The following is a 13,384-nucleotide window of genomic DNA, read 5'->3' on the forward strand; positions in this document are numbered from 1 at the left end:
TTATGTCTTTTATAGAGAGGGGGCTATTTGCTGCAAGGCTCCTATTGACAAACATTTGAACCTACCTCTGAGTTCTGGATCTGATCAATGTGAAGATCACAGCGGATAATGTCCGTTATCATGAAAAGTGTGTAGAGCTTTGCTTTGCAAATTAGGGTGGTACCGCCAAGTCTTGGTCCCTTTTTTGGAGATCAAGGCTTTTTTGTATTTTATTAAATATCTAGGGGTGTCAAAATGGCAAAAGAATTCGTTAAAGACGTTACGAGTATGGATGAAGATTTCGCTAAGTGGTATACAGATGTAGTGACGAAAGCAGATTTAATTGATTATTCAAGTGTCCGTGGTTCGATGATAATTCGTCCTTATGGCTATGCGCTTTGGGACAATATCAAAAATGAATTAGATGCTCGCATTAAAGAAACAGGGCATGAAAATGTGTATATGCCTTTGTTTATTCCAGAAAGTTTATTACAAAAAGAAAAAGACCATATTGAAGGATTTGCACCTGAAGTTGCATGGGTGACTCACGGAGGCTCAGAGGAACTTACTGAAAGATGGTGTGTTCGTCCGACTTCAGAGGTTTTATTTTGCGAGCATTATAAAAATATTATCCACTCTTATCGTGATTTACCTAAATTATATAATCAATGGGCAAACGTAGTTCGTTGGGAAAAAACAACAAGACCATTTTTACGTACTTTGGAGTTTCTATGGCAGGAAGGTCACACATGTCATGCGACCGACGAAGAGGCACATGAAGAAACGAAAAAAATGCTTGAAGTTTATGCAGAGCTTTGTGAAAATGTTTTGGCGATCCCTGTTATAAAAGGCCAAAAAACAGAAAAAGAAAAATTTGCAGGGGCAAAATATACGTACACTATTGAGAGTTTAATGCATGATGGTAAGGCGCTTCAGTCTGGTACATCACATCATTTTGGTGATGGATTTGCGAAAGCGTTTGGTATTCAGTTTACAGATCAAGACGGTAGCCTTCAGCACGTTCACCAAACTTCTTGGGGATTCACGACTCGTATTATTGGAGCAATGATTATGGTCCACGGAGATAATCGAGGTCTAGTTATTCCACCAAAGATTGCACCTACTCAAGTGATGATTGTTCCAATTGCACAACATAAAGAAGGTGTCCTTGATTTTGCCTATGATTTAAAAGATAAGCTTTCCAAGCTGGCTCGTGTTGGCATTGATGCAAGTGATAAAAAACCAGGCTGGAAATTCAATGAGTATGAAATGAAAGGCGTTCCAATCCGCCTTGAAGTAGGACCTAAAGACATTGAAAACGGACACGTGATTTTAGCTAGACGTGATACGGGTGAAAAGACAACAGTCTTAATCAATGAATTAGAAACTAAGCTAATGGAATTACTTACTGATATTCAAAATAATTTATTTACAAAAGCAAAGAAGCACAGAGAAGAAAGAACATTCAATGCGACTACCATAGAAGAAATTAAAGGAATTCTCGAGGAGAATCCAGGTTTCATAAAAGCAATGTGGTGTGGAGATCAAGCATGTGAGGATAAAATTAAAGAAGAAACTGGGGCTACATCACGATGTATGCCTTTCGAGCAAGAAACAGTTTCAGAATCATGTGTTTGCTGCAGTAAGAAAGCAAATCAAATGGTTTATTGGGCAAAAGCATACTAAAAACAAAAGCTGAAGCTAGTCGAATACAAAAAAAGGGACCCCGAGGAAAATCGGGGTCTTTATTATGTCTTTTTCGTTAAATTGTCTTGTGCCATTTTAACAAGTTCTTTGACCATACTACCACCTAATTTCCCGCCTACTTTACCAGCTTCATAAGAAGTTAAACCACCATTGTAACCTTTTTTCAGTGGAACTCCAACTTCCTCAGCTGCTTCAAATTTCGCATCTTCTGGATTTTGTGTGTTTACTATTTTTGCTTTTAATTGATCTAAACCGTTTCTAGCCTCAGGTACAAGTATTTTATTTCGTCTGGTCATTAATTTGTCCTCCTATGTTACGGTTACTAAGAATCAATAGATTTAATAGGTTTATCGATTATGACAATACACTTTTAGTACGTCTTTTATTCGATCTGTATCATATGAGATAATTTTATAGTGATCACCATCTAGATGACTTTGAAACCCATTTATCCCTTGACTATTTAAAAAATCATCTACATCATCCAATGTATCTGTAACATTAGAGAGTGTTTTAAAACCTATGAAATCATCGTTCACATAAATTTCATAGCGATCATCTGATAACTTTGTTATGTTATCTGTTGAATTATTTGCTGTAATTGCCAAACCTAAAGCTTGATTTTCAAATCCATCTGTAACCAAATAATCCCCTCCAAAGCATGATTTGAATTTATTTTCCCCGAAAATAGGTCAAATATAAGGATAAGAGATAAATGCGAATCAATATGCAATAATTCTGTGATAATTATCACTTTCAAATGATCATTTTTCCTTTAATATATCTTACGGTATCTTCGAAATCCCCCATGAATACGTTAGTATTTCTATTGTTTTAGTCCCTATAAACCTTTATACTATAATAATGTGTATAGATAAAAAAACACATTTTCTTAAATTTTTTTAAAGGGACACTTTATTAAAATAAATGAATTTTCCTAGAAAGGGGATTAACGAAAAATGAACGAAAAACAACGTTTAGAATCTCAAAAGATAGAATCTGCTAATTCTTCGGACAAAAAATCCGCCAAGGATTACAGCCAATACTTTGAAACTGTTTTTCAAGCTCCATCTTTAAAAGATGCGAAGAAACGGGGAAAAGAGGAAGTTAAGTATCAGTCAGACTTTCAAATCCCTGAAGAGTTTCGTGGAATGGGAGAGGGACGTAAATTTTATATCCGTACTTACGGTTGTCAAATGAATGAACATGACACTGAGGTAATGGCAGGGATTTTCATGGCGTTAGGCTATGAGGCTACTTCAACTGTTGAAGATGCAAATGTTATTTTATTGAATACATGTGCGATTCGGGAAAATGCGGAAAATAAGGTGTTTGGTGAACTTGGGCATTTAAAAGCTTTGAAAAAGGAAAAACCAGACCTTTTAATTGGTGTCTGTGGCTGTATGTCTCAAGAAGAATCCGTAGTTAATAAAATTCTTAAAACGTATCAGCAAGTAGATATGATTTTCGGTACACACAATATTCATCGTCTACCGAATATTCTCCAAGAAGCATACATGTCTAAAGAAATGGTTATCGAGGTTTGGTCAAAAGAGGGAGATGTAATTGAAAATCTTCCGAAAGTTCGCCGTGGTAATATTAAGGCTTGGGTAAATATCATGTATGGTTGTGATAAATTCTGTACGTATTGTATCGTTCCTTATACACGTGGTAAAGAAAGAAGCCGCAGACCAGAAGATGTCATTCAAGAGGTACGACAATTAGCCGCCCAAGGTTATCAAGAAATTACTCTTCTTGGTCAAAATGTAAATGCATATGGGAAAGATTTCGAGGACATTCAATATGGATTAGGCGAATTAATGGATGAGATTCGAAAAATTGATATCCCACGTATCCGCTTTACAACCAGTCACCCGCGTGACTTCGATGATCGTTTAATTGAAGTTTTAGCTAAAGGCGGAAATTTAATGGATCATATCCATCTTCCCGTACAATCAGGGTCTACTGAAGTTTTAAAAATAATGGCTCGTAAATATACTCGTGAACAATATTTAGAGCTTGTCCGTAAAATAAAAGCGGCGATTCCAGATGTTTCCTTTACAACAGATATTATTGTTGGTTATCCAAATGAGACGGATGAGCAATTTGAAGAAACTCTTTCATTATATCGTGAAGTAGGATTTGAATTAGCTTATACATTCATTTATTCACCACGTGAAGGTACACCAGCTGCTAAAATGGAAGATAATGTACCGATGGAAGTGAAAAAAGAACGTCTACAACGCCTAAACAATTTAGTAAATGAACTATCTGCAGAAGCAATGAAAAAATACAAAGATCAAACTGTTGAAGTTCTTGTTGAAGGTGAAAGTAAAAACAATCCGGACGTACTAGCAGGATACACAAGTAAAAATAAACTTGTTAATTTCAAAGGACCAAAAACAGCAATTGGAAAGATCGTGAAGGTTAAAATTACGGATGCAAAAACGTGGTCTTTAAACGGAGAAATGATCGAAGAACTAATAGAGGTGAAATAGATTGGCTAAATATACAAAAGACGATATTGTTGCAAGAGCGAAAGAATTAGCAAATATGATTGCAGAAACGGATGAAGTAGATTTCTTTAAGCGAGCAGAAGCACAAATTCATTCTAATGAAAATGTTCGTTTATATATTTCTGAAATCAAAGGATTACAAAAACAAGCAGTAAATCTGCAGCATTATGGAAAGCCGGAAGCACTTAAACGTGTAGAGGATAAAATTGCATCGATTGAGCAAGAATTAGATGAAATTCCCGTTGTAAAAGAATTTAAACAATCACAAATAGAGGTTAATGACTTACTCCAATTAATCGCAAATACGATTTCAAATACCGTCACTGACGAGTTAATCGCTTCAACTGGTGGAGATGTACTTCGCGGTGAAACAGGAGCTAATGTGGAAAATCAAGCTGGTTGCAGCCATGATCATGACCACGATCACGACCATAACCATTAAGATAAAATGAACCAAGTTACAATAAGTAGCTTGGTTTTTTTTATTGTAAGAATGAATTCATTCTAACCAACTTTTTGCACGCATAAAATGATAAAGATTAGCGATCTGTATCCATTTAGGAACATCCCACCCAGAAAAGCATAAGATGAATTATGACTAAACTTTTATCCAGTATTTTAAAAAAATTTATCGCACACTAGTCTAATATCCCGCATAGGATGAAATGAAAATGAAAGAGGAGGGTTCGCTCGATATGGGAGAATACAGAGAGATTTTTGCGAAAGCGGTCGTAGCGAAAGGACGTAAATTCACGCAGTCCAATCACACGATTCGTCCAGAACACCATCCAACGAGTATTCTTGGCTGTTGGATAATCAACCATAAATACGAGGCGAAAAAAATCGGTAGAACGGTAGAAATTAGCGGCTCCTATGACATTAATGTTTGGTACTCCTATAACGATAATACAAGAACAGAAGTTGTGACGGAGCGCGTTTCTTATACAGATGTCATCAGATTAAATTACCGTGATCCTGATTGCTTGGATGATCAAGAAATTATCGCTCGTGTCTTGCAGCAGCCAAACTGCTGTGAAGCTGTGATTTCGCCAAATGGAAACAAAATCATTGTGCATGTGGAAAGAGAGTTTCTTGTGGAAGTCATTGGTGAAACAAAAGTATGTGTGAAAGTTTACCGTGATTGCAAGGACTGTGACGATGAATGGGGCACTGATTTAGATGATGAATTTGAAGATTTAAATCCTGACTTTTTAGTTGGGTGCGAGGAAGAATAACAGCTTGCTAGGAAGGTAAACTTCCTAGTTTTTTTTATGCAGGAAAATAGGCTATTGTTATCGAAACATATAAATGAAATGATTGTTGATAAAAATTAATTACTTGGAGGAAAATATTGAACATTTTATTGAAACCTATTACTAAAGAAAACTGGGAAGATGCAATTCAGTTGAAAGTGAACAAAGATCAGGAATCCTTTATGGCTTCAAATTTGTATTCGATCGCTGAAGTTCAATTTTTGGATGAATTTCGAGCAATGGGAGTATATTTAGATGAATTAATGGTTGGATTTACCTTATTTGGTATTGATCCAGATGATGGAAACTATTGGGTTTATCGACTTATGGTGGACCATGAGCATCAAGGGAAAGGATATGGGGTATTAGCCGTTCAGGAAATAATTGATTATATAATCAAGCAAAACCATGCCAATATTCCATATATTATGATTGGTTATCATCCAGAGAATTATGGGGCAAGACAAACTTATAGAAAAGCTGGCTTTGTGGAAACTGAAATCGCACCATGGGGAGAACAACTAGCGAAATATAATCTGCTGTAAAGTAGCACGTGGCTTACGTGCTCTTTTTAATTAGAAAATTCTTGTTCAAAATATGATAGAGTAGTATTAAAATTATATTTAAATCATACAGTATTCATTTGATCTCGAGGTCCTCAAGTGGGCAAAGTCCTTTTGCATTGTTGACACTAGATCCTTCTGTTCATCGGGGCTAGGACGATTACACTGGACAATTTTCGAAGTCCAAAGAAGTTTTCTTTCTACTTTTCAAAAAAGGAAATTCACCGTGGATTTCCTTTTTTGTATTAATAAAAATGAAGATGTGATAATCTATCAATTGAGAAATATTTTTGTAAATTTGGAGGTGATTTGTTACGAAGAAACGGACAAACGCATTTCTGTTTTTTATTTTACTCCATAGGAATGAAAAATAAAAAATAGAATGAGGGAAACAAATCATGATTTATGAACTTAAACCTAATGAGTATAAAAAAATAAAGCCATTATTAATCAATCTAGAAAACCACCCAGTGATAAATGGGGTCATTGACGGGAACAATTTAGGGCGAATTTTTGTTGATCACTTAGATGCTCCAAAGACAGCACTTGTTTGGGCGAAGATGGAGATGTTTTTTCTCATAGGAGATAGTAAGCATGGTCATTTTATTACTAAATTAGAATCGTTTATCATCAACCATATTAAACCAGAAGCCTTGGCTATTGGTGATACTGATTTCAATCTTGAGGCATTTCCTTTCCACGAATGGAAGGATGCAATTTTCCGCAATTTTTCGGTATCATTTAATGAAGGTCAAAGAGTACCCTTTATTTTTAAAAAGGATCGGTTCTTAGATTATCTTGGGAAATCTATCTTTCAACCAAGTGACTATTCAATCCGCCTCATTGATCATAGAGTGATAGAAAATGATAATGAAAAAGTAATAGAAAAAGAGATTTTGAAATTCTGGGAGTCGTTTGATCATTTTTTTCAAACGGGTTTCGGATATTGTGTGACGAAGGGTAATGAAGTAATTGGGTCCTGTATTTCTGTATTTGTAACGGGAAATGAGTATGAAATAGGGATTAATACGTACAGTACAGAGCATCGTGGAAAGGGTCTAGCTACTTTAATGGCACGAGAATTTATTTGTAATTGTTTGGAAAAAGGTGGAATCCCTCATTGGACAACCGAGGATTTTAGGAAAGATTCCATCGCCATTGCAAATAAATTAGGTTTCAAGCAGCTACCTAATTATTCAATGTTATATATTCCTTTTAAGGAATGGATCTTATAAATAGTAACATTAAAAATCTTCTTACTACTTTGGGTAAGAAGATTTTTGTTATAATAATATTCAGAAAACAATTATCCGCTGGGGTGAAAGCAATGAACTTTAATGCTAAAAAAATGAATGAGGACTATGCAAAAGAAATTCTACTTTGGAAATATGAGGCTCCATATGACTTATATAATAATGAATGTAATGATGAAGGGGTAAATGAGTTATTAAATGGTGACTATGTTGCAGTAGTAAATGAAATAGATGAATTAGTTGGATTTTGTTGTATAGGTGCTTCAGCTCAAGTACCAATAGGTAATCGATTTGGAGCATATGCTGAAGATATGGTAGATATTGGCCTTGGGATGAAGCCGAATCTAACCGGGAAAGGTCATGGTATAGAATTCTTTTCGTTTATTTTAAGATTCGTACATGAATCACAAGAGCGAAACCTCCCACTTCGATTAACCGTCGCAACTTTTAATAATAGAGCTATACACTTATATAATAAATTAGGGTTTATCGAGAACGTAACTTTTTATTCAAATGAGATAGAATTTACTACGATGATAAAGGAAATGTAGGTGTTTTTATGGCTAAAATTATCCTATTCGATGGGGTTTGTAATTTTTGCGACAGCAGTGTTCAATTTATTATTAAAAGAGATCCTAGGGGAAATTTTAAATTTGCTTCTTTGCAAAGTGAAACCGGACAAAAACTGTTAAAGCAAGTTGGGCTTAAGGATGAGATTGATAGCTTTGTGTTAATCGATGACGATCAGTATTATTTGAAGTCATCTGCTGCCTTAAAAGTATCTAGGAATTTAAATGGGGCTTGGAGTTTATTCTCCCTACTTACCGTAATTCCCGTACCAATTCGTGATTATTTATACGATATTCTAGCCAAAAACAGATATAAATGGTTTGGTAAAAAAGATAGCTGTATGCTCCCCTCCCCAGAAGTGAGAAGTAGATTTCTAGATTAAAGGAGAACAAAATGATTCAATTGACGGAAACGTATGTAAATAATATTCTTTTTATCCATAAGGAAAAGGGAGAAGAATGGTTAAATCAATTAGATCAATTGATCTCCTACTGTGAGCAAAGATGGTCAATACATGTTCAAAACCCATTTGATTTATCGTTTAATTTTGTGGCACCTGCTATTCAATGTGATGGAACAGAAATAGTGCTGAAGCTTTCGATACCAAGTGATGATTATTATCATGAGTTGGAGGCTCTTAAATATTTTAATCAACATCAACGTAATTTCGTTCAGTTGTTAGATTTCGATAAAGAAAGAGGAATCATTCTTCTTGAACGACTTCAGCCCGGGGAAATGCTTGCTTCTTTAGCTGAAGATGAAGAGGCTACTCGTATTGCAGCTAAAGTGATGAAAAAGCTATGGACACCAGTACCAGAGGGGAGCAATTTTCCAACAACAAGAGATCGTGAAGATCATTTATTAGACATGATTAAAACCAACCCATATGGAATTGGTCCCGTCTCAATGTCGTTATTGGAAGAAGCTAGTGAAATCTTTAAAAGGGCTAATGATACATCAAAAGGAAATTATTTACTACATGGGGATTTGCATCATTATAATATTCTATCAAGTGAAAAAAATTCATGGATGGTTATTGATCCGAAGGGGCTAATTGGAGAGCGGGAGTACGATCTCATTCAGTTTTTAATGAATAAATTACCTGATTTTGATAATGAGAAACGGATTGAACTCAGAATAAATATATTTGTAGAAGAATTAGGATTAAATAAAGAAAGAATCTTATTATGGGGTGTTTGCCATTCCATATTATCTACAGCTTGGTCTGTAAATGATGAGGGAGAATACGATTATAAGTTTTTCCAATCCATTCAAGTGTTTAGAAAGCTTTATAAGAAGATGTTAGATAATAAACCAAACATAAAATAAACGTGAAGCCAAGGAGGGGTAAACTTGAATGAAACAAAATGGATCAGATATAATTTATGGCTCTTACTCATTATAATTCCACTTTCATTAGTAGGATACTGGTTCGCAGTGAATAAGGAGTCTTTATTCTATCTTTATGAATGGTCAGTTTATCTAATCTTATTAGCTTCAATCATTGTAGCCTTTGTTGGAATTGTAAAAGTTAAGAGTGATGTTAAATGGGTATCCTTTTCAATCTTAGCCTTTCTTTTGCAATTTGTAGTGCTTTGTTTATTTTTAGGTCCATTGTCATTTTCAGGTTTATTTTATGTCTTTTATATTTTGGCTATAATTGCTCTAGCAACCTATATTATCGTCATCAAAAAAACAAAGAAATATAGGTTACTCTCCATTATTTTTTTCATATTGACCGTAATGTTCATACTTTATATGATTATATTACATTCTTTATGGGGAAATGATTTATCCTTTATCACATTATTATAGATTTACTTACAATAAGTAGTGTAATAGACATTGTTTTTATGTTATGGGAAATAACGGTAGAAATGTTTGTGTAGATAAATGGATATAAAGTAATAGCTGACAATGAGCAACTTCCAACGAATGTATTGGAAAATTTATTAGTAAATGATGAGTATATTAAATAAAAGTGAATCTGACCAATTAAACGAAAGAAGAGATGGAATTTTATTAAATCCATCCCTTTCTCTTTGCTATACTTACTGCATCATTGCGGTTTTTTGCATCTAATTTATGAATGATTTCGGAAATGTAATTTCTAACAGTACCAGATGATAGGTATAGGGATTCCGTCATTTCTTTAGTCGTTTTCCCTTCATCAGCGAGACGCAAAATTTCTTGTTCCCGATTATTAAGTGGATTTTCTTCTCGGATTACTTCGAAAGTTAATTCAGGACTGAAAACTCGTTTTCCAGTCATTACTTTTCGAATGCCATCCGCCAGTTCGTCTATAGATCCATCTTTTAATAAATAACCATGAATACCAATTTTTATCGCACGTTCAAAGTAACCTGGACGTGCAAAAGTTGTTAAGATAATAACCTTACTGCTTGATGAGCGCTTAACTAACTCCTCTGCTACTTCTAGACCATTTTTTAATGGCATTTCAATATCCATCAGACATACATCAGGTTGAAGGGATAAAATGGATTTTAATGCATCTTCTCCGTTTTGTGCCTGGCCTATAACTTTCATATCTTCCTCTAAATTTAATAATGACCCTAAAGCACCAAGAAGCATTTTTTGGTCCTCAGCAATAAATAATCGTATCATACTGCGGTACCTTCTTTCTCCACTTTTTCAATAATGGGGACTGTCAATTCCACTACTGTTCCATTTTGATTAGAAATGATTAAAGTACCGTTAATTAATTCCAGACGTTCCTTCATCCCTGTTAATCCATTTCCATAATGATAAAGATTAGCTACACCCATTCCATCGTCTCTTACAATCACTTTTAATCGATCCGCAGTCTTTTGAATAGTGATAAAGCAATTCTTACTTCTACTGTGCTTCACCACATTTGTAGTAGCCTCTTTTAAACACATACAGATGATGTTTTCCGTAAATGGAGAGATGGTTTCTGAAAAATCTGTTTCGCCACTATAATAATGGTTTATATTTGCTGTCTTTAAAATTTGTTGTACTTGCAATATTTCTTCAGGGATTGATGCGGCTCTCATATCGGTAACAAGTTCTCGGACTTGTTTTAAAGCAGCTCGTGAAGTATGTTCCATTTCTTTTGCCTCAAGTTTTGCTCGATCAGGGTCAGCAGATGTTAAACGTTGGACAAGCTGACTTTTTAACGTAAGTAGTGACAATGTATGCCCAAGTGTATCATGTAAATCACGGGCAATCCTTAAACGTTCTTCACGCTTAACCAACTCTTTAATTTGTTGATTGGCTTGATCGAGCTTTTTCTCCAAATCTGCTCTTTTATTCATCGAACGAATTCCAAAAGGGGAAATGAACATAATGATCATAAAAGGGAAAACATACAATATATCTTTTGTTTCCATATCGAATTGATTACTAAGTAGATAATATAAAACTGGAATCAATTCTACGAAAACTAATCCCAAAAATCCAAGTTTAAACATTTTCGGATCACGGTACCAGCCGATAAAATTTGCAGGGAAAAAACCTAAAAACAAATAATTAAGATGATAAAATACGCTAAACAGAAAGACAATACCCAACTGAATGGCTAACCACCAGGAAAAGCTCTGATTAGTCGTTGCGAAATACAATTGTCGGTATGTAACAAGAAATAGTAGGATCATGATAAAGCCAATTATTTGTTTTAGTCCATCCTCATTAATTAAAGAGAAGACAGGGAACAAGACATAGACAAGCCAAACAAAAGGCATAAAACCGTAACGTTTTGGAAATATCAAAATCTCTTTACTCATAAAATGAAACAATCTCATCACACCGCTTCTTGTTTTCTTCTAATATATTTAGATAGTAACATGAACAAGATCATAAAGAATACTAATATAAGATAATTCTTCCAATCTGGATAATTCCCGCGAATGATCTCCCATGCACCATCTCCATAGTTATAGGAAGGCAGCCATTTTCCAATGTTTTGCATCATTTTAGGCATTATTTCAAGTGGCATCCACATCCCACCAGCAATCGCTAACATCATATAAATAAGATTACTCACACCAGAAGCGGTTTCCACTTTTTTCATTGTGCCAACTAATGTACCTAGAGCAAGAAAGGGAATAGCTCCTAGAAGAATCCATAAACCACATAATAGCCATACATTGAATGAAAAAGAAACACCATTTATGATCGCACCTGCAGAAAATATGACAATGATCGATAATGCATGCATAACACTTTGGCCAACCATTTGAGCGATAAAATATACACTATCTGGTAATGGGGTAAGACGCATAAACTTAGACCAACCTTGCGAATTTTCCTGAACCTTACGAATCCCAAGTGTCATAATCGATGACCCCATTACACTAAAAACAGTCATTGACATTAAATAATGTGCTTGCCACAGTTCTTTATCAGGAGCATTCGTATTTACGACATTTGTAAATATATAATAAAAGAGAATCGGCATGACTAATGACCAAAACACAAAATAACGATTTCTTAGCACACGTAATATTTCACATTTACATTGCAAAATAAAAAGTTTCATTGTTACATAACCTCCTTATGCTCTGCGGTAAGTTGTTCAAACGCTTCTTCTAACTTTCCACGTACTATCTCAATATTTTTAGCTCCAATTTTTTCTTGGAAAATAATTTCTAATATTTTATCTGTATTTTCCGACTGGATAATGACACGATCATTTTTTCGATAAATATGTTCGATTTCTGGATGGTTATAAAGTCTTTGGAGGGACGTTTCTGGATCTACTTCAAAAGAAACTGATTTTTTAGTAATTCTTTGCTTGATTTCTGTCGGTGTTCCATCTTCAATGATTTCGCCATTTTTAAATAATAGAACACGTTTTGCGACATCGTCTGCTTCTTGAAGATAATGAGTCGAAAAAATGATTGTTTTTCCTTGTTCAGATAACATATTTACTGTTTGCCAAAAACGGTTTCTAGAAGTAATATCCATTCCTACTGTTGGCTCATCAAAAATAATTAGTTCTGGATTCCCAGCTAGTGCCAGAGCGAAACTTAAACGGCGTTTTTGTCCACCTGATAGTTTTTCTGCTCTTGATTTTAAGTCCTCATCTGTTAAACCAGTTACAGTAATTAATTCCTTAAGTGACAAAGGTCTAGGATAATAGCTTCTAATTAACTCTAGTAATTCTTTAACAGTTAATCCTGGCATTACACTTACTTCTTGTAACATGGTCCCAATTCTCTCACGGACACTTTTTTCTTCTGGTAATTGACCAAACAACCTCACTTCACCATTAGTTGGTTTCAATAAACCTAATATCATTGAGATGGTTGTCGTTTTTCCTGCTCCATTTGGGCCAAGAATAGCTATTATTTCCCCCTTTCCTATGGAAAAAGTTACATCTTTCACAGCTTCTTTATCTTTAAATGATTTCTTCACATTTTTTACACTCACAATTTCAGTCATTACCTACAACACCTCCTGATTTCTAAACTCATTGTATAACGCTGGAAAAAGCTTTTTTAGTAAGTGATGTCATTAGTTTTAGGTGACAATTGTCATATTACTAAACAAATGATAAAGGG

16 protein-coding genes and 1 other annotated feature (1 of these 17 cut by a window edge) are annotated in these 13,384 nt (G+C 34.7%); of the genes, 10 read left to right on the top strand and 6 right to left on the bottom strand.

Features of this window, described 5'->3' with window-relative positions; genetic code table 11:
• Nucleotides 1-184 (top strand) — a binding site (T-box leader) (it extends 32 nt beyond the left edge of the window).
• A 50-nt stretch (nucleotides 185-234) separates the two neighbouring features.
• A complete protein-coding gene (proS, locus tag ACFSO7_RS06325; protein ID WP_377876328.1) occupies nucleotides 235-1,665 on the top strand; it encodes a proline--tRNA ligase in 1,431 nt (476 codons plus the stop codon).
• A gap of 62 nt (nucleotides 1,666-1,727) precedes the next feature.
• On the opposite strand, the gene ACFSO7_RS06330 is transcribed toward proS, so the two are convergent.
• Nucleotides 1,728-1,982 carry an alpha/beta-type small acid-soluble spore protein gene (locus ACFSO7_RS06330; RefSeq protein ID WP_377876330.1) on the bottom strand — a complete coding sequence of 85 codons (255 nt, stop codon included), beginning with the start codon at nucleotides 1,980-1,982 and terminating at the stop codon, nucleotides 1,728-1,730.
• A 51-nt stretch (nucleotides 1,983-2,033) separates the two neighbouring features.
• Complete coding sequence (locus tag ACFSO7_RS06335) at nucleotides 2,034-2,330, bottom strand: hypothetical protein (protein WP_377876332.1); 297 nt, start codon at nucleotides 2,328-2,330, stop codon at nucleotides 2,034-2,036.
• Between the two features lie 315 nt (nucleotides 2,331-2,645).
• On the opposite strand from ACFSO7_RS06335, the gene miaB reads away from it, so the two are divergent.
• From miaB to ACFSO7_RS06380, 9 genes are all read left to right on the top strand, one after another.
• The gene (gene miaB / locus ACFSO7_RS06340) at nucleotides 2,646-4,184 is read left to right on the top strand and encodes a tRNA (N6-isopentenyl adenosine(37)-C2)-methylthiotransferase MiaB (RefSeq protein WP_377876333.1); all 1,539 of its coding nucleotides are present in this window, start codon (nucleotides 2,646-2,648) and stop codon (nucleotides 4,182-4,184) included.
• 1 nt (nucleotide 4,185) lies between these two features.
• Nucleotides 4,186-4,644, top strand: coding sequence for a YlbF/YmcA family competence regulator (locus ACFSO7_RS06345; RefSeq protein ID WP_377876335.1), 459 nt, complete (start codon nucleotides 4,186-4,188; stop codon nucleotides 4,642-4,644).
• 253 nt (nucleotides 4,645-4,897) lie between these two features.
• On the top strand, nucleotides 4,898-5,437 hold the full coding sequence (locus tag ACFSO7_RS06350) for an outer spore coat protein CotE (protein ID WP_377876462.1): 540 nt from the start codon (nucleotides 4,898-4,900) through the stop codon (nucleotides 5,435-5,437).
• Nucleotides 5,438-5,550: 113 nt separating this feature from the next.
• Nucleotides 5,551-6,000, top strand: coding sequence for a GNAT family N-acetyltransferase (locus tag ACFSO7_RS06355; RefSeq protein WP_377876464.1), 450 nt, complete (start codon nucleotides 5,551-5,553; stop codon nucleotides 5,998-6,000).
• 416 nt (nucleotides 6,001-6,416) lie between these two features.
• Nucleotides 6,417-7,253, top strand: coding sequence for a GNAT family N-acetyltransferase (locus ACFSO7_RS06360; RefSeq protein WP_377876337.1), 837 nt, complete (start codon nucleotides 6,417-6,419; stop codon nucleotides 7,251-7,253).
• 92 nt (nucleotides 7,254-7,345) lie between these two features.
• On the top strand, nucleotides 7,346-7,822 hold the full coding sequence (locus tag ACFSO7_RS06365) for a GNAT family N-acetyltransferase (protein ID WP_377876339.1): 477 nt from the start codon (nucleotides 7,346-7,348) through the stop codon (nucleotides 7,820-7,822).
• A gap of 8 nt (nucleotides 7,823-7,830) precedes the next feature.
• On the top strand, nucleotides 7,831-8,223 hold the full coding sequence (locus ACFSO7_RS06370) for a thiol-disulfide oxidoreductase DCC family protein (protein WP_377876341.1): 393 nt from the start codon (nucleotides 7,831-7,833) through the stop codon (nucleotides 8,221-8,223).
• Nucleotides 8,224-8,234: 11 nt separating this feature from the next.
• Complete coding sequence (locus ACFSO7_RS06375) at nucleotides 8,235-9,170, top strand: aminoglycoside phosphotransferase family protein (RefSeq protein ID WP_377876343.1); 936 nt, start codon at nucleotides 8,235-8,237, stop codon at nucleotides 9,168-9,170.
• Between the two features lie 24 nt (nucleotides 9,171-9,194).
• Entirely contained in the window at nucleotides 9,195-9,656 is a 462-nt protein-coding gene (locus tag ACFSO7_RS06380) for a hypothetical protein (protein WP_377876345.1), read from the top strand.
• A 207-nt stretch (nucleotides 9,657-9,863) separates the two neighbouring features.
• Here the strand turns inward: ACFSO7_RS06380 and ACFSO7_RS06385 are convergent, their stop codons facing one another.
• From ACFSO7_RS06385 to ACFSO7_RS06400, 4 genes are read right to left on the bottom strand one after another with little or no spacing between them, the layout of a single operon-like run.
• Nucleotides 9,864-10,466 (bottom strand): response regulator transcription factor, encoded by a 603-nt coding sequence (locus ACFSO7_RS06385; RefSeq protein WP_377876347.1) that lies wholly within the window; start codon nucleotides 10,464-10,466, stop codon nucleotides 9,864-9,866.
• Nucleotides 10,463-11,605 carry a histidine kinase gene (locus tag ACFSO7_RS06390; RefSeq protein ID WP_377876349.1) on the bottom strand — a complete coding sequence of 381 codons (1,143 nt, stop codon included), beginning with the start codon at nucleotides 11,603-11,605 and terminating at the stop codon, nucleotides 10,463-10,465. Before ACFSO7_RS06390 ends, ACFSO7_RS06385 begins: the two co-directional genes overlap by 4 nt.
• Nucleotides 11,606-11,622: 17 nt before the next feature.
• Nucleotides 11,623-12,360, bottom strand: coding sequence for an ABC transporter permease (locus ACFSO7_RS06395; RefSeq protein ID WP_377876350.1), 738 nt, complete (start codon nucleotides 12,358-12,360; stop codon nucleotides 11,623-11,625).
• 2 nt (nucleotides 12,361-12,362) lie between these two features.
• On the bottom strand, nucleotides 12,363-13,265 hold the full coding sequence (locus ACFSO7_RS06400; protein ID WP_377876352.1) for an ABC transporter ATP-binding protein: 903 nt from the start codon (nucleotides 13,263-13,265) through the stop codon (nucleotides 12,363-12,365).
• Nucleotides 13,266-13,384 lie beyond the last annotated feature (119 nt).

The sequence above is a fragment of the Bacillus sp. CGMCC 1.16607 genome (assembly GCF_042683745.1).
In the GTDB taxonomy this organism is placed as follows: domain Bacteria; phylum Bacillota; class Bacilli; order Bacillales; family Cytobacillaceae; genus Pseudoneobacillus.